Annotated in this window: 19 protein-coding genes; 6 read left to right on the plus strand and 13 right to left on the minus strand. The window is 29.1% G+C overall.

What is annotated here, in order from left to right:
- The first annotated feature begins 474 nt into the window (after positions 1-474).
- Positions 475-942 (plus strand): hypothetical protein, encoded by a 468-nt coding sequence (locus tag ABIN73_06660; protein MEO0269402.1) that lies wholly within the window; start codon positions 475-477, stop codon positions 940-942.
- A gap of 48 nt (positions 943-990) precedes the next feature.
- On the opposite strand, the gene ABIN73_06665 is transcribed toward ABIN73_06660, so the two are convergent.
- The 10 genes from ABIN73_06665 to ABIN73_06710 form a co-directional block, all read right to left on the minus strand.
- A complete protein-coding gene (locus tag ABIN73_06665; GenBank protein MEO0269403.1) occupies positions 991-2694 on the minus strand; it encodes an ATP-binding protein in 1704 nt (567 codons plus the stop codon).
- A 38-nt stretch (positions 2695-2732) separates the two neighbouring features.
- Positions 2733-3137, minus strand: coding sequence for a cytochrome c maturation protein CcmE (locus ABIN73_06670; protein ID MEO0269404.1), 405 nt, complete (start codon positions 3135-3137; stop codon positions 2733-2735).
- Entirely contained in the window at positions 3127-3627 is a 501-nt protein-coding gene (locus ABIN73_06675; GenBank protein MEO0269405.1) for a sigma-70 family RNA polymerase sigma factor, read from the minus strand. The genes ABIN73_06670 and ABIN73_06675 overlap by 11 nt, the downstream gene beginning before the upstream one ends.
- A gap of 17 nt (positions 3628-3644) precedes the next feature.
- Positions 3645-4682, minus strand: coding sequence for a hypothetical protein (locus ABIN73_06680; GenBank protein MEO0269406.1), 1038 nt, complete (start codon positions 4680-4682; stop codon positions 3645-3647).
- Positions 4683-4684: 2 nt separating this feature from the next.
- Entirely contained in the window at positions 4685-5191 is a 507-nt protein-coding gene (locus ABIN73_06685) for a hypothetical protein (protein ID MEO0269407.1), read from the minus strand.
- A gap of 31 nt (positions 5192-5222) precedes the next feature.
- Positions 5223-6518 (minus strand): pitrilysin family protein, encoded by a 1296-nt coding sequence (locus tag ABIN73_06690; protein ID MEO0269408.1) that lies wholly within the window; start codon positions 6516-6518, stop codon positions 5223-5225.
- A complete protein-coding gene (locus tag ABIN73_06695) occupies positions 6512-7744 on the minus strand; it encodes a pitrilysin family protein (protein ID MEO0269409.1) in 1233 nt (410 codons plus the stop codon). Before ABIN73_06695 ends, ABIN73_06690 begins: the two co-directional genes overlap by 7 nt.
- A gap of 2 nt (positions 7745-7746) precedes the next feature.
- Positions 7747-8715, minus strand: a complete 969-nt coding sequence (locus ABIN73_06700) for a glycosyltransferase family 4 protein (protein ID MEO0269410.1) — start codon at positions 8713-8715, stop codon at positions 7747-7749.
- 140 nt (positions 8716-8855) lie between these two features.
- Complete coding sequence (pilQ, locus tag ABIN73_06705) at positions 8856-10541, minus strand: type IV pilus secretin PilQ (GenBank protein MEO0269411.1); 1686 nt, start codon at positions 10539-10541, stop codon at positions 8856-8858.
- Between the two features lie 13 nt (positions 10542-10554).
- Positions 10555-11148, minus strand: coding sequence for a hypothetical protein (locus ABIN73_06710; GenBank protein MEO0269412.1), 594 nt, complete (start codon positions 11146-11148; stop codon positions 10555-10557).
- A 124-nt stretch (positions 11149-11272) separates the two neighbouring features.
- Here ABIN73_06710 and ABIN73_06715 point away from each other — a divergent pair, with 124 nt between their 5' ends.
- The 5 genes from ABIN73_06715 to ABIN73_06735 all read left to right on the plus strand — a co-directional run bounded on the left by ABIN73_06715 (position 11273) and on the right by ABIN73_06735 (position 17119).
- A complete protein-coding gene (locus tag ABIN73_06715) occupies positions 11273-12247 on the plus strand; it encodes an HD domain-containing protein (GenBank protein MEO0269413.1) in 975 nt (324 codons plus the stop codon).
- Complete coding sequence (gene secA, locus ABIN73_06720; GenBank protein ID MEO0269414.1) at positions 12240-15206, plus strand: preprotein translocase subunit SecA; 2967 nt, start codon at positions 12240-12242, stop codon at positions 15204-15206. Before ABIN73_06715 ends, secA begins: the two co-directional genes overlap by 8 nt.
- A 46-nt stretch (positions 15207-15252) precedes the next feature.
- Positions 15253-15747 carry a BCAM0308 family protein gene (locus tag ABIN73_06725; GenBank protein ID MEO0269415.1) on the plus strand — a complete coding sequence of 165 codons (495 nt, stop codon included), beginning with the start codon at positions 15253-15255 and terminating at the stop codon, positions 15745-15747.
- A gap of 198 nt (positions 15748-15945) precedes the next feature.
- On the plus strand, positions 15946-16398 hold the full coding sequence (locus ABIN73_06730; protein MEO0269416.1) for a DUF502 domain-containing protein: 453 nt from the start codon (positions 15946-15948) through the stop codon (positions 16396-16398).
- Positions 16373-17119: a hemolysin family protein gene (locus tag ABIN73_06735; protein ID MEO0269417.1), complete on the plus strand. Its 747-nt coding sequence runs from the start codon at positions 16373-16375 to the stop codon at positions 17117-17119. Before ABIN73_06730 ends, ABIN73_06735 begins: the two co-directional genes overlap by 26 nt.
- A gap of 4 nt (positions 17120-17123) precedes the next feature.
- Here ABIN73_06735 and ABIN73_06740 read toward each other — a convergent pair whose 3' ends face one another.
- The 3 genes from ABIN73_06740 to ABIN73_06750 form a co-directional block, all read right to left on the minus strand.
- On the minus strand, positions 17124-17867 hold the full coding sequence (locus ABIN73_06740; GenBank protein ID MEO0269418.1) for an MBL fold metallo-hydrolase: 744 nt from the start codon (positions 17865-17867) through the stop codon (positions 17124-17126).
- On the minus strand, positions 17860-18297 hold the full coding sequence (locus ABIN73_06745) for a DUF523 domain-containing protein (GenBank protein ID MEO0269419.1): 438 nt from the start codon (positions 18295-18297) through the stop codon (positions 17860-17862). Before ABIN73_06745 ends, ABIN73_06740 begins: the two co-directional genes overlap by 8 nt.
- On the minus strand, positions 18287-19260 hold a 974-nt coding region (locus ABIN73_06750), incomplete at its 5' end, for a polysaccharide biosynthesis tyrosine autokinase (protein ID MEO0269420.1). The genes ABIN73_06745 and ABIN73_06750, both read right to left, overlap by 11 nt.

The following is a 19260-nucleotide window of genomic DNA, read 5'->3' on the forward strand; positions in this document are numbered from 1 at the left end:
GAACCATACATTAATTTATTATAGTATAAAAAAAATTGTCAAGGTAAATGTGAAATACCATAACATTTTAGTATATTAAATTTTTCTGGCTCAATAAGATTACAAGGAGTGCCTACCACAAAATGTTCCTTTATGGTCCTCTTTAAACCTCTAAACATAAAAATTTACTTCTTAAATTTAAAAGGGTTCTTTGCTTTTTTCTGGCCTATATTTCCAAATTTGATAATTTATTTTCTAAATTTTTCCCCCTTATTTTAATCTTTATTATAAAACTTCATTCCAAAAACTTTACACTTTTCCTTTGCCTCTTCCCTTATGTAAGTAGAAACTATAAAAAGCTCGGGCTTTACCACTCTCTTCCTATTATAAAACTCCCCCCAATCCTCTTAGTTTTTTTAACAAATCTGGGATTTTGTTATTATTAAAATTTTTTATTTTTTGATTTTAAATAAATCTTTATTTTAAAATTAAAAAATGACAACAGAAACAGTGAATACACTTGCACTTATTTTAGGAGTTCTTGCCTTAATTCAACCCTTTATTTTATCTTATTTCACAAATAAACTCATACAAAAGGAAGATGAAAGAGCAAAGAAAATGATTGAAGCAACACAAAAAATGATTGAAGCAACTCAAAGAATGATTGAAGAAAGCAAAAAAGATACACAAAAAATGATTGAAGAAAGTAAAAAAGATACAGAAAAAATAATTGAAGAGAGCAAAAAAGATACACAAAGAATGATTGAAGAAAGTAAAAAAGATACAGAAAGAATAATTGAAGAAAGTAAAAAAAATACAGAAAGAATACTTGAAAGAACTCAAGAAATGATTAATGAAGGGAATAAAAGACTTGAAAGATTTATAATGGAAACTCAGAGAATGATTGACGAAGGAAATAAAAGACTTGAAATACTTCTATCAGAAGTTATTAAAAGAGTTTAAGTAATTCCCTGTCCCTTTTCTCAGCATTCAACATTACCATCTTTAATCTCAGGTAATTTTTATTATAAACTCTGTCCCTTTACCTTCCTCTGAACTCACAGAAATTTCAAATCCATGACTTTCTATAATTCTCTTTACAGTGAAAAGACCAAGTCCTGTTCCACTTTTTTTTGTTGTAAAATAAGGCTCGAAAATTCTATCTAAATTTTCTCTTTTTATACCTATTCCGTAATCTTTTACCTTTATCATTAATCTCCCCTTTTCCTCAAAAATTTCTATATCTATCCTTCCACCCTCAGGCTGAGCCTCTATAGCATTTCTTATCAGATTCAAAAAAACTTTTTCCATCTGATTCAAATCAAAAAATACTTCTTTATTTAAGCCTTTTACAACTATTTCAATTTTATTATCTTTTAAATCCCCTTCAATTTTTTTAATAACACTTTCTATAAAATCCTTTACTTTTACCTTCTCTTTTTTAAGATAAAAAGGTCTTAATAAATTCATAAATTCTTCAATAGAATTTGTTAAAGAATTTAAAGCTTTTTCAAACTCAGGATAATCCTCCTTTATTTTATCCTTTAATCTGTATGATATTAATTTCAGGGAATTCAAAGGATTCTTTATTTCATGAGCAAAACTTGATAAAATCCTCAAAATACCCTCCTCCTCTTTCTTTTTCTCCCTTTCTTTAAATAATTCCATAAACTCATTGATCTTTAAAAAAATTACAAAATTATTATTTCTTTCCACAAAATAATAATCTTCATTTAATCTACATAAAATCTGCCTTTTATCTTTAAAATCCAAATTTGACAAGTTAATTTCTTTACCACAAACTTTTTTCAATTTATTATTTTCTATTTTATAAATGGAGTAATCTGACAAAATTAAAGAAGGAAAATATTTAAATCTCTCATAAAAACTTAAAATAAATAAAAGAAGGGAAAAAACAAATAAAAAAACTCCTGATATAAGTATAAGGTTAATAACAAAAATCCTGTTTCTAAACCTGTCAAGTGAAATACCAAGACGGAGAATACCAATAGGAGTATTTCTGAAAAAAAAGGCTTTTAAAACCTCAAGTATCTCCTCTTCATAAATTTTTCTTTTCTGTATAAGAATCCTATTTTTATTTATTATTTTATCAATCAAATCCTTCTCATTAATAGGCTCAATATTTTTTGAAGAAAAAACAGTTTCACCATTTGATTCAAGAGAAATATATTCTATTCTTTCTTCTTTACTTAATTTTTCAAGCATTTTCTTTAAGCCTGATTCAGTCTTTTTTTCTTTAAGATCCCTTATATCCTTTATCATTAGAATGTAATAATTTCCTTTATCTAATAAATAAAAAAGGGAATCACCCTCTATTGACTCAATCCTTCCCTTCTCAAAAACTTTTTTTTCTATTACAGAATTTTTCTTTCTACCTGTTGAGGAAATCACCTTTAAATTTTTATCTAAAATTGTTATTTCATAAAAATTATTTACAAGAGCTATTTTCAAAAGAGAATCTTCCTTTAAATCTGGAGCTAAAAAATCCGATAAATTATCAAGATTTTTATAGTAAAGCTCATCAATAAAGTAAGAGGCATTTAAAATTGATTCAAAAGAAGGTTCAAAAAGATTTATAAGTTCCTCAGCCTCCTTCTTTATTTCTGAATTTTCTTTAATCTTTAACAATAAAGAAAGAATTAACAAAACCAGAGAGAAAAAAATAAAAACAAAAAATAATCTTAAAAATTTCATTAATTAATTTAAAAAAAATTTAAAAAAATATCAAACTTTTATTTTTCTTTTGCTTCTTTTGCCTGATACTTTGAAGGACACTGGGTTAAAAGGAAATGTGCTTTAAAAAGGTTATCGGCTTTATAATAAACTCCTTCAACAACAACCTGTGCCTCAGGCTGAAAGAGCATATCAGGTGCCGTTCCTTTGTATATAACCTTGATCTTATTTTCATTATTACCAATTTCAAATTCTACAATATTACCCTTTTTATTCACAGTTCCAGGAACAACCTTACCCTGCAATCTTATTGTCTTTCCGTCAACATAGGGATTTTTCTGGAAAAATTCTTCAACTGTATAGTAATAAACCCATGTTTTTTTCAAGCCTGTAAAAATTAAATAAATAGTTCCAAGGAAAAATAAGAGAGTTATTATCCCAATTTTAATTTTTTTATTTTTCATAGTTATAATTATAAACATATTTTCTTATTTTTTCAAGAATTCTTAAATATTTAACCCTCAAAGTATTTTCATTAATAGAAAGAATCTCAGAAATCTCTCTAAATTTTAAATTTTCATAAAATCTTAAAATAATTATTTCTCTTTCTTCTTCCTCTAAATTTTCTAATATTTTTTTAACAAACTCTATCTTTTTTATTTTATCAGCTGGGTCTTCACTTTTAATATCAAAAATTTCCTCATTTAATTCTACAAACTTTATATTTTTTTCTCTTCTTTTTAAATCTATTAATCTGTTTCTTGCCATTTTCAAAAGATAAGCTTTTATATTTTCCAAATTTTTTAATCTATCAAATAATTTCCAGAATTTTATAAAAACATCCTGCAAAATATCTTCTGCTTCTTCTCTTGAAAGGGAGAGAAACAAAAGATAAGAATAAACATCTTTACTGAATTTTTTATAAATTATTTCAAGTTCCTTTTCCTTATTCAAAATTCTTTAAACTATTTTTAACTTTTTATTCCAAGTCTTGAAACAAAAAGAATTCCAATACCAATAGTAAAAACAAGATAGAAATTAAAAAACAAAAAGGAAAAAACAAAAATCTTTAAAAGTGTATATAACAAACCTTCTGCCTCTAAGGATAAAACAAGAGCTGAAATAAGTGAGATTATCAGAAAATAAAACACTGCTACAATAATAGGAATAAAATCATTTTTATAATTTATTTTAAACCTCTGAAGTATAATTCTTCCCCAGGATATAATAACAGATGAAGAACCATATAATAGAAAAAGAGGAGTTGAAATAAGTATAAAAAGTGCAAGGGGTATACCGAGAATTGTAACAAAAAGAAAAATTAAAAAAGGAAAATAAAAAAGCTGAAATAATAGACCTATTCCCAGGGATTTCCATAAATTTAATTCCAGTTCTTTAGTCATATTCTCAACAGTGCCTGGAAAAGCTAATTTAACAATAAAAACTAAAAAACCAAAAATTATCACAAATGAGAAAAATATAAGAATTTTTTTTGGAAACTCTGAAAAAAATTTCTTTTCTTCTTTTTCCATTTTTTCCACTTTTTCTTCCTCTTTTTCTTTAATTGTATCTTTTTCAACTTCCTCTTTCAATTCTACTTTTTTCTTTCCTTCTGTTACATAAACTCCTTTTACAAATAGCTTAATCAACTTTAATGGAGAAAGTAAAGGACCAAGACCTAAATTAACTTTTTCTCCTTCAACCCTTGCTTCTTTAGATATATCTAATTTACCCCCAACCACCGCGAGATCCCCTTTAATTAATGCACCCTTTAGAACTTTAACATCTCCCATTACAACTGCTAAATCACCTTCTATTAAGCCTTCAATTTCTACATTTCCATTAATAACCGCAAGATCCCCTAAAATACCTCCTTTAACTTCAAGATCTTTGCCAATAACAGAAAAATCACTTTTAATAGTATCATTTTTTTCAACAATCACTTTATCCTCAAGTTCAGTGTAATTTTTTTGAGCATTAAAAATTAAATAAATAAAAAGTAAAAACATTTTTACACCATTAAAGTTTTGATAGGGATTGAACCTTTTTTAAATATAAGGTATAAAACAGTTAAAAAAAGAAAGAAACTTAAAAATAAAGGTATTAAAAAATATAAAAATACATTTAAAAGTATAGGGAACAAAGGCTTGAACTTTATAAAGAAGAAAAGTAATTTTTCCAATAAATCTTTTATGTTAATTATTGAAAGCAAAAAATTTATAAAAAGGGTGATAAAAATATTTTTGATTATAAAAAAGAAAAAATTAATTAATAAGGAAAACGATAACATATAAAGAGAGAGTGTTTTAACAAAAACTTTTTCAAATCTGATTCTTTTTTTAATAGCAAGAAAAACACCTTTATCCGGCTCTAAACTTTTTAAATCTTCAAAACTCCTGTGTAAAAAATCTGAAATATTAAAAAAGGATTTACAGAGACTACAACTATAGATATGCTTCCAATCCTCTTTTTCAAGAGTTTCTTTTAAAATCCATTGATTTAATCTTTCACATTCCATATTAAATAAAACGAATAAATTTTAAAATTTGTTACATTAATTCTATTTTATGTTCAGGGAAAATATCACTTAAAAAAGAATAATCGTAATTTTCAGGAACTACTATAGCCCCACATATGTTTTCATAATCATAAAAATTTTTTATAAATTCAAACAATTCTTCCTTATTTGTTTCTAAAATTTTATTTAAGGTATCGTAAAGGTAAGAAGGTTTAAGTTCATAATATAAGGCAGAGAGTAAAATATTTGTGATCTGGGGATAGGTTTCAATTTCTCTTGGTATGGAACCCTTGAAAAAACCTTTTGCTTCTTTCAATTCCCTTTCCTTTAACCCTTTTAATTTAAATTTTTTGATTTCATCAATTAAAATTTTCATTGCCCTTTCAAAATTTTCTGTCCCTGTCTGGAAGTAATAATAAAAGGCACCTTTAAAAGGATCAAGGTTATTAAATTTTGAATAAATTGTGTAAACAAATCCAAGTTCATTCCTAATCTTTGTATAAAGTCTTGAAGCAACTGCTCCTCCCCCGAGTATATAGTTAGAAAGAATTAACTTATGATAATTCTTATCCTTTCTGTTTAAAGAAAATTGTCCAAGTCTTACAAATACCTGATTAACTTTCTTTTTTATTAAAAAAATTTTCTTATCAACTTTATCCTTTTTAAACTCTGGATAATTAAAATTAAACTCATCTAAGTTTTCAAAAAAATCTTCAAACTTTTTTAAAAATATGTCAAAATCAATAGAACCTGTTCCTGCTATGAAAATTTTTCTTCTCAAAACTTTTTCTCTGTAAAATTCTTCAATATCTTTTTTTTCTATTGAATTAATACTCTCTACGTAACCTTCAAGGGGATGTGATAGGGGTGTATTTTCGTATAAAACTTCATAAAATTTTTTTGATATTACAGTTTCAGGATCTTCTTCATCTTGTAAAATTTCTGAAATTATTCTATTTTTTTCTTTTTCAATTTCTTCTTCTTTAAAAGGAGGATAAAAAATTAATTCCCTTATAAAATCAACTATTCTTTCAAAAAATTTATCTTCTGAAAGGATTTTTATAGAGAGCATATTTTTTGAACTTGTAATGTTAAACTTAGCCCCAATATTATCAAAAAATTCCCTTATCTTAAAAGTAGAAAGTGTATCATGACCCTTGTCAATAAGACTTGAAGTAAGATAAAATAAACCTTCTTTACCTTTTGGATCTAAATAACTTCCTGAACAGAATCCTATCGCAAAAGAAATTAAAGGTAACTCATCATTTTTTACATAATAAACTTTTATTTTATTTGAAATTTCACCTTTGTAAACTTTCTCTAACATAAAATTAAATAATTCGCCTTTTCTTTTTTAATATATTTTCTTGCTGTCTCAATTATTTCATCCTTGTTAATTTGTTCTACTTCATCAAGATAGGTAAAAATCCTGTCAAACATATCATTCAGCTCGAAATGGGATACAATCTGACCCCTACCTGATGTACTCTGCATTCTATACAAAAATTCTGAAGATAACATATTTTTAACTTTCTGGACTTCTTCATCTTTAATATCTCCCTCCAGCATTTTCTCTATCTCCTTCCAGAAAATTTCTATAACATTATCAAAGTCAGCATCTTTGTTTAGTATTGCGTAAAATATAAAAAGACCTATATCAAGTTTCTCTTCACAGAAGGTAGAAATTTCATTACATAGATTTTTTTCAAGAACTAAAATTTTTTCAAGTCTTGAACTCTCCATTCCACCAAGTAAAGCTGAAAATAAGCTTAATTTGATAAAATCTGGATGACTGAAGGAAACTGAATGGAAACTTATACCGAGTATTTTTAAGAAATCCTTTTCCCTTATCACCATCTTTCTTTCAAAATTCTGTTCCGGTTCATAAAATATCTTTCTTTCAATTTTATTCTTCTTCTCAATTTTTGCAAAATTTCTTTTTAAGGATTTTAAAACTTCCTTTTCTTCAAATCCACCTGTAATAACAATAAAAGCATTTGAAGGTGAATAAAATTTATCATACCATTTTTCTAAATCCCTCTTTGTAATATTTAGGATATCCTGTTCAAAACCAATTACCGGGTATCTGTAAGGGTGAATTGTATAAGAAAGAAGGGAAAAATTTTCCCAAAACTTGCCAAAGGGTGAATTTTCTATCCTTTCTTTTCTTTCCTCAATAACAACATTTTTTTCTGACTCAAACTCTTCAAGATTTAAATTTACCATTCTATCTGCTTCCATTTCAATAACTTTGAAAATAGCATCCTTTGGAACAGTTTCATAATAAAAGGTAAAATCTTCTGTTGTAAAGGCATTATCAATTCCACCCATCTTTTGAATTATTTTTGAAAATTCTTCTGGTTTTAATTTCTTTGTTCCTTTAAACATCATATGTTCTAAAAGATGGGATATACCTCTTTTCCCTTCAATTTCATCCCTTGAACCTACTTTATAAACAATATAGAAACTCACAATTTCTCTTCTCATGGGTATAAGTAAAATCTTTAAACCGTTATCAAGAAAACATCTTTTTACTTCAAATTTTATTCTCATTTTTAAATTAAAGATTTTAAAAAATTATAAAGTTTTTCTGCAATTACCTCATAGGTAAAATTCTCCTTAACCCTTTTAAAACCCTTTCTTATGAGCTCATCTCTCAGGGTTTTGTCAAGATATAACCTTTCCATACATCTAAAAAGTTCCTCTGAATTACCTTCTTTAAACAAAAGCCCTGCATCCCCTATCACTTCAGGAATCGCACCTGAATCAGAACCAATAACTGGAACACCTCCAGCCATTCCTTCTACTAAAACTCTACCAAACTGCTCCTTCCACCCTTTTCCTGTAAGAGAAGGAAGAATAAGAAAATCAATTGATTTATAAACTGAATAGACCTCTTCATGAGATATATAAGGTAACATGTAAAAATTAACTTTCTTTGATATTAATAGATTTTTAATATTTACCCTCTCTTTACCCTCACCAACTAAAAGAAGTGTACCCTTTTTATATTTTTTATAGAATTTTTCAAAGGCATCTATCAGAACATAAACACCTTTAATTTTTGTGAGTCTCCCAATATAGGCAAATATTGGTTTTTCTAAGGTTTCTAAAATTTCAATTTTTTTAGATTCATTAAATTTAAAAGGGTCTACTCCAAGGTAAAATCTAAAAATTTTTTTATTGTAACCCCATTTTCTTAAAACTACTTCTGCCTCCTTTGAAACTGCAAGTGCCCCTTTTGATCTCTTAAAAACATAATTTTGCATTTTTCTAATTGGAATTGGAAAATTTTTATAAATATTCTGAGCACTGAAAAATACAAAGGGCACTTTTTTAAAAAAAAGAGAAAATTCAAAGGTAGAAGTTGAATAACTTTCTTCAAGAAAAATAACAAAATCAGGTTTTTCTAACTTTATCTCTTTTAAATAAAAGGAAAAAAAGAATTGAAATTGAATATTTTTTAAAAAAAACCAATTTAAAGGTATAATCTCAACACCTTCTTCAACTATTTTTTTTCTCAATAAAGGTTTTTCACCAAGATCACCCCTCCATGTATAGGGAACAAAAATTTTAATATTTTTTATATATTTTCTTAAGTAAAAGAATTGTTCCCTATTTCTCCTATGTAAGGAGGCGTGATTGAAAATAAAAAGGCTCTCTATTACTCTGTTATTATATTCGGTGTTATAAATATCACAATTTCCCTTTCTTCAACAGAACCTGTTCTTCCTCCAAAAAGAGCTCCAATCAGAGGTATATTTTTCAATATAGGGATACCACTTGAGGCTCTTGATCTTTTAGTACTTACAAGACCACCTATAACGGCTGTTTCACCGTTACCAAGCAAAACCCTTGTCTCAGCCTCATTTGTAAGAATTGTAAGCTGTCCTGTAGGAGTTGGCTCACCTGCCTGAGATACCTCAGTCTTTAAGTCAAGAGTTACCTGGTTCTGGGAATTTACATGTGGTGTGACTTCAAGTTTTATACCAACATCTACAAGTCTTGTTATTGGGTTACCACCAACATCAGTAGTTATAAAGGGTATTTTAACTCCACCAATTATTTTTGCTTGTTTGTTATCAGTAACAGTAATTTTAGGAGAAGATATAACTCTTGCAAATTCTTCAGACTCAAGAGTAGCAAGTATTGTAAAAAGGTCAGTTTGAGGTGATAGATAACCAACAGTAAATCTTAAACCAGGAGCTGCGGGTAAAGTTACAGCTCCAGCTTCAGAAAAACCGGTTCCTTCTGGTCCAGGTTCAGAAGGAGATTCACTTGGATTCCTACCAATATAAACCTGCTGTGAAGGGATTCCCTGGACTATTCCAGTATATCTTCCTCCCCATTTTATTCCCAGTTCTTTTAACTTTCTTGTGTTGATTTCAACAATCCTTGCTTCTATTGCTACTTGTGGTGTTTTTACATCAAGGGATTTAATAATCTGCTCCACTTTTTGCTGTATATCCTCAATATCAGTTACAATAACTGAATTTGTATGTTCATCTTTTTCTATTCTACCTCTCTCTGTTAAAAGTTTTTGAAGTGATGTTGAAACCTCATCAGGTTTTGTAAATTCAAGCTTATAAATTCTTGTTACAAGAGGTTTTAAAAGCTGTGCCTCCTGTTCAGCCTTCCTTCTCTCTATCTCTTCCCTTTTTAGCTTATCAGGAGGAGCAATTCTCAAAACACCGTTTTCTTCAATATAAGATAATCCAACTGTTTTCAAAACAAGTTCAAGAGCAGTCCTCCATGGTATATTGTTAACCATAACAGTAACCTTCCCTTTTACATCAGTTGTGTAAACCACATTCAAACCAACATATTCAGCAATACCATTAATAACAGTAACTATATCTGCATTTTCAAGATTAAGTGAAATTCTCGGTTCACCTGGTTTAACGGTTGAAGGTCCAGTAGAAACAGGGGGTTTTTCTTCAATTTCAGTCGTGAATTCAGGTTTTCCTTCTTTTAAAGTATAAATACCTTCAGAACCACCTGTATTTAATAGATAAAAAGAAATTCCCTCAGCTGTTCTTACATCATAACTTTCAAAGGTAGAAGTGGTATATAAAAAAATTCTTGTTAAAGCAACACGTTGAAAGGTTTCAAGTGTAATTTTTTCGATTCCTGCCCTATTTATTACATAGGATCCAGGTGCAATCATTGTTTTATTAGTATGAACATCAAGAGCTATAACATTTGAAGTTGGTTTAAATACTGTATAAGAAACATCTTCTGGAACAAGTATAGTAACTATGGTATTTGTCCCCTCACCCTGTATTCTTATATCACTTATTTGAGCAAATAAAGAAAATACAAAAATTAAATTTAAAATAAATTTATACATTTAAAACCTCCTTTTATCCTTGATCAGCAAAATCAGAAACTTCCAAGGTTATTTCAATACTAACTGGATCAAGAATTTTACCTGAATAATATTCATGAGAATAAAAAGTATATCTTGCCTTTAAATATAAAACCTCAGGATTCCTATTTTTCCAAACATTATAAAAAGGGTTATACATTTCCTTTATATAGGAAGGAAGAAGAGGTAAAGTAAGGGTAACTGGAGAGTTCTTTTTTAATTCTACAGGTAAGACATATTTCAAATGTGAATAAGTCGGAATAGAAACATTACCTTGGTAAGGAGGAGCAACATTAAATGAAATCTTTTTTGGGGGTGATTGGGACATATCATAAAATTCAATATTAAAACTATCAATACTTAAAATCGGAGAATAACCTTCTTCACTTGTATTATGAGCATCGAAGGTAAAAGTGGCTGAAAGAGTATCATAAGGGAAAAAATAAGTTGAATCCTGTTCATTGAAAGAAACAATATCAATTCCAAGACTATAACTGGAAACCGAAACCCTTAAAAGATAAATCCCTTCTCTTTCTTTACATGAATAAAAAAACATAATAGTCATAAGGAGGACTAAAATCCTCTTCACAATTTCCTCCATTTTTTCAAAAGGGTTTGAACCATTTTTAAAGTATTTTATTATATAGCAAAAATTTTAATTTGTCAACTTGAATTTTTAGAAAAAAATCTTTATTTTTTATTATCTTAAAATAATGAAAAAAATTTATGTAAAAGATTTAATAAAATCAGAAGGAAGTTTTGAAGATATATTTTATTTGCATTCTCTTAAAAACTCGTCAGGTAAAAAGGGAGACTATATTGAACTCTTAATCTCTGATAAAACAGGAGAATTAAAAGCTTATCTTTTTGATATAAATGTTAATTTGGAGGAAGGAATATATAAAGTAAAGGGAGAAATAGGAGTATATAAGGAGGAAAAAAGAGTAATAATAAAAGAAGCTGAAAAAGTTGAAGAGGTTGAATCAATAAAAGAGGAATTTATCCCTGCATCACCGATTCCAAAGGAAATTCTTAAAAAGGAAATCTTAAAAGAAATAGATTCTCTTAATAACATCTTTTTAAAGGAATTACTTTCAAAAATTTTTAAAGGAGAATTTCTTGAAAATTTCCTTGAAGCACCAGCTGCTGTTAAATACCACCATGCTTACTCAGGAGGGCTTGCTGAACATACACTTAATGTAGTAAAAATAGTAAAAGCCATTTCTGAATGTTATAATTCTATAAACAGGGATTTACTTATAGCAGGTGCTCTTTTACATGACTTAGGAAAAGTTTTATCATACAAAATAGATTTTAAATCAAGTATGACAGATGAAGGAAGGCTTCTTGACCATATATATCTTGGAATGAAAAAAATTGATGAGGAAATTGAAAAATTCAACAAAGAAAGAGAATCTGGGGGAATATTTAAATCAAAATTTCCAGAAGATTTGAGGCTCAATCTTTTGCACCTTATAGCATCACATCATGGAACAAAAAGTCAGGGAGCTTTAACTCTCCCAATGACAAAAGAAGCCTATATCCTTTATATGGCTGATATGCTTGATGCTGAGATTTATAAATTTGATGAAGCAATAAAAATGGCACAAGAGGGTGAAAGATGGTCACCCTATCATTCTAAATTAAAAAAATCTGTATTTTTAGGAGGTGAAATAGAAAATGATTAAAAAAATTTTAAAAAAAATATTCGTCTCAAGAAATGAAAGAGTTATAAGGAAATTATGGCCTATAGTTAAAAAGGTAAACGAAATATACGAAACTTACCATCATCTTACTGATGAAGACCTGATTAAAAAAACTGAAGAATTTGTCCAGAGACTAAAAGATGGTGAAAGTGATATGGAAATTCTACCTGAAGCTTTTGCCCTTGTTAAAGAAGCTTGCAGAAGACTTGTTGGAAAAAAGTGGAAAATAACTGGCCAGGATTATGAATGGGATATGATTCCCTTTGATGTTCAGATTCTTGGTGCTATAGTTTTGCATCAAGGTAAAATAGCAGAAATGGCAACAGGTGAAGGTAAAACCCTCGTTGCCACAATGCCACTTTACCTTAATTCACTTATTGGAAGAGCAAGAGGATTAAAAGGTGATAAAAGATTTTTAGTTAATGGCTCACCAAGGGGAATAAACCACCTTGTTACAGTAAATGATTATCTTGCAAGGAGAGATAGAGAATGGATGGGACCTGTTTATGAGATGCTTGGACTTGAAGTTGGGGTAATTCAGAGTGGTATGGAACCAGAGGAAAGAAAACCCGAATATAACAAAGATATAACCTATGGAACAAATAATGAATTCGGATTTGATTATTTAAGAGACAATATGGTTTACAGAAAAGAAGACAAAGTCCAAAGAGGTCATATATACGCAATAGTTGATGAAATTGACTCCATTTTAATAGATGAAGCAAGAACTCCGCTTATAATATCTGGACCAATAGAAAGAACAAGCAATTATTTATATAAAGAAGCTAAACCCCATGTAGAAAGAGTTGTTAAAAAACAGATGCTACTTGTTAATCAAATTTTAAATGAAGCAGAAAAAGATTTAAGCCAGGGGAAAAAAGAAGAAGCAGCTGAAAAAATACTTCTTGCTAAAAAAGGTGCTCCCAAATCAAGAAAACTTTTTAAACTCTTACAAGAACCAGATATATTAAAACTTACAGAAAAAATTGAACTTGAACTTTTAAAAGAAAAGAAAATAAGAGAATTTGAAAGCGAACTTTTTTACGTGATAGATGAAAAATCTCATAATGTAGATTTAACAGAAAAAGGAAGAAAAGAATTTTTGACCATAGATAAAGATTTATTTGTTTTACCTGATCTTTCAATTGAATTAACAAAAATTGAAAAGGATGAAACTCTTTCACCAAGAGAAAAATTTTATGAAAAGGAAAAAGTAATAAGAGAATATTCAGAAAAATCTGAAAAAATTCATGCTATAAAGCAACTTTTGAAAGCTTACTCCCTTTTTGAAAAAGATGTAGATTATGTAGTTATGGATGGAAAAGTAATCATCGTTGACGAATTTACAGGAAGATTGATGCCTGGAAGAAGATGGTCAGATGGGTTACATGAGGCAGTTGAAGCAAAAGAGGGGGTTGAAATACAAAGGGAAACTCAAACACTTGCAACAATTACACTTCAAAATTATTTCAGAATGTATGAGAAACTTGCCGGAATGACTGGAACAGCTATAACAGAAGCTCAAGAATTCTGGGAGATTTATAAACTTGACGTCATTGTTATACCAACAAACAAACCTGTTATTAGAGTTGATCTTCCTGATATCATATTTAAAACAAAAAAGGAAAAATACCAGGCAGTTATTGAAGAAATAAAGAAAAACTTTAAAATTGGAAGACCTGTTCTTGTGGGAACAACTTCTGTTGAAGTCTCGGAATTACTTTCAAGAATGTTAAAAAGAGAAGGAATACCTCATCATGTTTTAAATGCTAAATATCATCAACAGGAAGCAGAAATAATTGCAAGAGCAGGACAGAAGTATGCTGTGACAATTGCAACAAACATGGCGGGAAGAGGCACTGATATAAAGCTGGGAGAAGGTGTTAGAGAACTTGGGGGACTTTACATTATAGGAACAGAAAAACATGAAGCGAGGAGGATTGATAGGCAATTAAGGGGAAGAGCAGGCAGACAGGGTGACCCTGGAACAACAAAATTCTTTTTATCACTTGAAGATGACCTTTTGAGACTATTTGGTTCTGACAAAGTAAAAGAGTTAATGGAAAGATTTGGAAAAAAGGATGAAGGACCCATTGAAAGTAAACTTGTTACAAGGGCTCTTGAAACAGCACAGAAAAGAGTTGAAATGCAGAACTTTGAAATCAGAAAAAGACTTCTTGAATATGATGATGTGATGAATAAGCAGAGAGAGGTAATCTATGGTTTGAGAAATGAGATCTTAGAAGGAGAAAATATGAAAGAACTCATTTTGAACGATTATGTCCTTGATCTTGTAGAGGAATTAATGGAAAGATTTTTAGCTTCAGAAGAAAAGGAAGAATGGAGTATTGATGAATTTCTGGGGGAACTATCATATCATTTTCTTGCTGATTTTTCTGATTTAAAAGAAATTGAAGATAAAAATAAAATCAAAGAAGAAGTTCTAAAAAGGATTAAGGAACTCTATGAAATGAGAGAGGAAATATTTGGACAGGAAAGAATGAGAGATTTGGAAAGAGCTAGTCTTCTTTTCACTCTTGATACAGCCTGGAGAGAGCACCTTTACGCTTTAGATCACTTAAGAGAAGGAATATACTTAAGAGCATATGGTCAAAAAGACCCCCTGATTGAATATAAACAGGAAGCATACAGAATGTTTGAGGAACTTTTAAGAAGGATAAGAAATGAAACAATACACAGACTTTTCCATGCTAAAATTGTTGAAGCAGAAAGAAAAGTTGATTTAAGTAAATTAAGGGAAATTCGACCTGAACTTGTAAGAACCTTAAGTATCTCAAAAAAAGAAGAGGAAAGTAAAAGTGAAGTAAAAACTCTTTCACCCAGTTTCACTATAAAAAGAGATATACCAAAGGTTGGCAGAAATGATCCTTGTCCCTGTGGAAGCGGTAAAAAATATAAGAAGTGCCATGGTAAAACTTGAAAATAAGTTTAAAAAAAGTTTATAATAATAAAAAGGAGTAAGGAAAATGAAGGGTAAGGACACAAGGAGTTATATTTATAAATTAAAAGATCCATATATGGATAAAAATTTATATGTGGACCCCACAATTTGTCCTACCTGCGGTCTTCTTTACCACAGAAAAAGATGGATCAATAATCCTGAACTCTTGAAGGAATTGAAAGGAAACCATAAAGAAATACAACAGAAAGAATGTCCTGCTTGTAGAAAAATAAGGGATAAATATCCTCTCGGAATTATAGAGATTTTTGGTGATTTTGTGGAGCAAAAAAACGAAGAAATTCATTCAAGGATAAAACATATTGCAGGTGAGGAGTTTACTCATAACCCCCTTGAGAGAATAATGAGTGTAAAAAATGAAAAGAATAGGATAATTATTGAAACTACAACAGAACATCTTGCGGAAAAAATAGGTAAAAAAATTGCAAAAACTTTTAATAAAAAAGTTAAAATAAGTTTTTCAGACACTGAGAAATTTGTTAGAGTTTTTGTAAGTGATTAAAAAGGGGGGAGTAAGAAAATTAAAAAGTATCTCATAACGGGTATTGCTTCACTTTTTCCTATTTTTGTAACTTTATATATTCTCTATATTATAATTAAGTTTGCTGGAACCAATATTGGAAATTTTTTTGTAAAGATAGGAATTCTAAGAACAGAAAATGTTTTTGTTTCAACCGTTTTTGGACTAATTTTTTCTTTTATATTTATTTACCTTGTTGGTTTTTTTGTTACAACTTTAATAGGTAAAAGAATATTTGAGTATGGGGAAAATTTTTTAGTAAAACTTCCTTTAATAAGAGGTTTTTATTCTGGAGCAAAAAAATTAACTGATGCTATTTTTTCCCAGAAAACAGCCTTTAAAAAGGTTATCTTTGTAGAATTTCCAATGGAGGGACATTATGCAATAGGTTTTGTAACTTCTGATAAAAAATGGGAAATTAATGGGAAAAAGTTTGTAAATATCTTTATACCAACGACTCCGAACCCCACAAGTGGATGGTATTTAATAGTCCCGGAAGATAAAATTTTTTATTTAGAACTTTCTGTTGAAGAGGCTTTAAAAGCGATCGTTTCAGCAGGTATAGTTTTGCCTGAAAAAAAAGATATATATGCTCTTTTTAAAGAATATGTTCAAAATATTCAAAAGAAATAAAAAGGAAAAATTTACTGAAAAGGAAAATATAGAAGATTTCATAGAAGGAATCAAAAAACTATCTGAAAAAAGAATACAGGAAGTTATGATACCAAGAATAGATATGATATGTGTCAGTCATGAGGACACAATAAGCGAAGCCTTAAAGATATTTAAAGAATATCCTTTTTCAAGAATGCCTGTAATTAGAGAAAAAAAAGATGAAGTAATAGGTATATTATTTTTTAAAGAAATTTTACTTATGGATCCATCAGAGTATAGTAAAAAGAAAGTTACAGAAGTCATGAAAGCTCCTTATTATTTTCCAGAAAATAAAAATGCTCTTGAAGCTTTAAAGGAAATGAGAAACAAAAGAGTGCACTTTGCACTTGTTGTTGATGAATTCGGAAATGTAACCGGACTTATAACTCTCGAAGACCTTGTTGAAGAAATAGTAGGTGAAATAGTTGATGAGCTCGACCGTGATATAATTATAAAGCCTCAAAAAATTAAAGATGGATACATAATACCTGGAAGAATGCCTGTTGATGAACTTTCTAATTTAATTGATATAGAAAAGTATGATGAAGAGGAGGTATTGACAGCTGCAGGTTATATAATTGAAAAAATAAAAAGAATCCCGGAAAAAGGGGAAAAAATAAAAATTGGTAAATATTTATTTGAAATTCTTGATGCCTCAGAATCAAGAATAAATAAAATAAAAATCACAAAAATAAGTTAAATTATTAAAAAGTAATTTTCATATTATCATAAGCAAGGGTAAAGGGAATATTATATTTACTTAAAAAATCTGAAATATTTCTAAACCCATATTTTAATAGCTTCATACCGAAATGTGTCAAAATTAATTTCTTTGGCTTTGTAATTTCATAGACATAAGGTATATCCTGTAAACTTATATGATATACATCTTCTTTGGGCTCAAGCAAAACACAGTTAACAAGCAAATAATCTAAATTACTGTAAAACTTCAATATGTGTTCATCAGGTCTCGTATCTACAAGGTAACCGAAAGAAAAATTTTCTATAATAAACCCGAAACACTCAACTCCCCTGTGATTATGCATGATTGATGTTTTAAATTTTAATCCCCCAGCATCATATAGATTTTCAGGTTTTGTAATTATAATTTCACTTAAATATTCTCTTAAATATTGAAGTAAAATATTTTCTCTTAAAACTTCCTCTGGAGTAAATAAAACTCCCCTTTTTTTAAGCCCACCTTCTGTCATCCCCTCTACTAATATATTCAATTCCCCTGTATGGTCTAAGTCTTTATGAGTTACCCATATATGAGTTATTTTGTTTGGATAAATTTTATTTTTTAAAAGGCCCTGTAAGGCACCAGGGCCAGGGTCAATATGAATCAAAAAATTTCCCCCCTTTATAATAAAACCACCACTTGATCTTATTCCTTGAAACACAACAATCCTACCTCCACCAGAACCAAGAATAATTAATTCAATCAATCCCCTCTACATAAAATCCTTTTTCAATTAAAATCCGAGTAAAAACACCGGCACCCTTTTTTAACTTTGTTATATTTTTATCAACATAAAAGTGGACATAATTAACACCACAGGAAGGACTTTTTTCTTTTAAAAAAACTTTTTTTATACCCAAATTTTCTAAAATTTTTAAGGCTCTTTTTGCACCCTTAACAAAATAATGGGTTTTATCCTCTCCACTTTCATTTTCTAAAACACTCTCTTCCTTAATAGAACAGGGCTTTCTTGGAACTGAAAGACCAGAAAGAATCTCAGGGCATATAGGGACTAAAATGTATTTTTGAGATAACTTGTCTAAAATTTCCTTATTTTTTTTATCTTTACCATCAAATCTAAAAGGATAACCTAAAATACAGGCAGATATCGCTACTTTTTCTTTTTCAATACTCAACTGGGTACCCGTAATCTCTATAAGGCTTATAATAAGGATAATAATAGTAAGTTCTTGTTTTAAAAGGAGAAGGTGTAACTTTATTAACAACAAAACCTATTATTTTTCCACCTGATCTTTGAAGGGATGAAATAGTATATTCAAGAGTTTCCCTTCTTGTATAATCAAACTGCAAAACAATTATAGAACCATCAATACAACTTGAAATAACAGCTGCATCTACAAACAAAGTAAGGGGGGGCGAATCCACAATAACAATATCAAAATCTTTCTTTAATTCCTCAACTAATTTTTTAAATTTTTCAGAAGATAAAAGTTCTGTAGGATTTGGAGGAATTTTACCGGGAGCAATGTAATAAACATTCTCAATATAGGTATCATAAATTATCTCCTCTTTTCTAACTTCACCAAGGAGATAATCGGTTAAACCTTTTTCTTTTTCACCAAAAATTTTGGGGAGACCAGGTTTTCTTAAATCACCCTCTATAAGGATGGTTTTTATACTTGCCATCTGAAATATGATAGATAGATTAACGGAAATCGTAGTTTTCCCTTCATTAGGTTGGCTGCTTGTTATAAGAATTGTCTTTATTTCTTCTCCAACTTTCAGAAATTTTAAATTACTTCTCAAAGTCCTAAAACTTTCCATGTAAAGGGAACCTCTTTTCTGTCGAGTTAGGGTAATCTTTTCTGAATCATCTGTTTTGACAAAAGGAATTGTAGCAAGAATAGGTATTTCTGGATAACTTGATTTAATTTCATCAACATCTCTTATCCTTGTATCAAGGTATTCAAGTAAAAATACAAGTGATAAAGCAAGACCAAAACCTATGACAATTGCAAAAAGCAAGTTCTGTCTTTTTTTAGGATAAACAGGAAATTCTGGCGGTATAGAAGGCTCAACAATTACAAAACTGGACACTTGACCAACCTCCTGAAGTTTTGCTTCCTCATATCTCTTTT

It is taken from the genome of candidate division WOR-3 bacterium (assembly GCA_039804025.1).
Lineage (GTDB): Bacteria > Hydrothermota > Hydrothermia > Hydrothermales > JAJRUZ01 > JBCNVI01.

What these genes read in the sequence shown, in the direction of transcription:
- ABIN73_06660 (MEO0269402.1), top strand. Translation starts at nt 475, where the DNA reads ATGACAACAGAAACAGTGAATACACTTGCACTTATTTTAGGAGTTCTT.
- ABIN73_06665 (MEO0269403.1), bottom strand. Translation starts at nt 2,694, where the DNA reads ATGAAATTTTTAAGATTATTTTTTGTTTTTATTTTTTTCTCTCTGGTT.
- ABIN73_06670 (MEO0269404.1), bottom strand. Translation starts at nt 3,137, where the DNA reads ATGAAAAATAAAAAAATTAAAATTGGGATAATAACTCTCTTATTTTTC.
- ABIN73_06680 (MEO0269406.1), bottom strand. Translation starts at nt 4,682, where the DNA reads ATGTTTTTACTTTTTATTTATTTAATTTTTAATGCTCAAAAAAATTAC.
- ABIN73_06685 (MEO0269407.1), bottom strand. Translation starts at nt 5,191, where the DNA reads ATGGAATGTGAAAGATTAAATCAATGGATTTTAAAAGAAACTCTTGAA.
- ABIN73_06690 (MEO0269408.1), bottom strand. Translation starts at nt 6,518, where the DNA reads ATGTTAGAGAAAGTTTACAAAGGTGAAATTTCAAATAAAATAAAAGTT.
- ABIN73_06695 (MEO0269409.1), bottom strand. Translation starts at nt 7,744, where the DNA reads ATGAGAATAAAATTTGAAGTAAAAAGATGTTTTCTTGATAACGGTTTA.
- pilQ (MEO0269411.1), bottom strand. Translation starts at nt 10,541, where the DNA reads ATGTATAAATTTATTTTAAATTTAATTTTTGTATTTTCTTTATTTGCT.
- ABIN73_06715 (MEO0269413.1), top strand. Translation starts at nt 11,273, where the DNA reads ATGAAAAAAATTTATGTAAAAGATTTAATAAAATCAGAAGGAAGTTTT.
- secA (MEO0269414.1), top strand. Translation starts at nt 12,240, where the DNA reads ATGATTAAAAAAATTTTAAAAAAAATATTCGTCTCAAGAAATGAAAGA.
- ABIN73_06725 (MEO0269415.1), top strand. Translation starts at nt 15,253, where the DNA reads ATGAAGGGTAAGGACACAAGGAGTTATATTTATAAATTAAAAGATCCA.
- ABIN73_06735 (MEO0269417.1), top strand. Translation starts at nt 16,373, where the DNA reads ATGTTCAAAATATTCAAAAGAAATAAAAAGGAAAAATTTACTGAAAAG.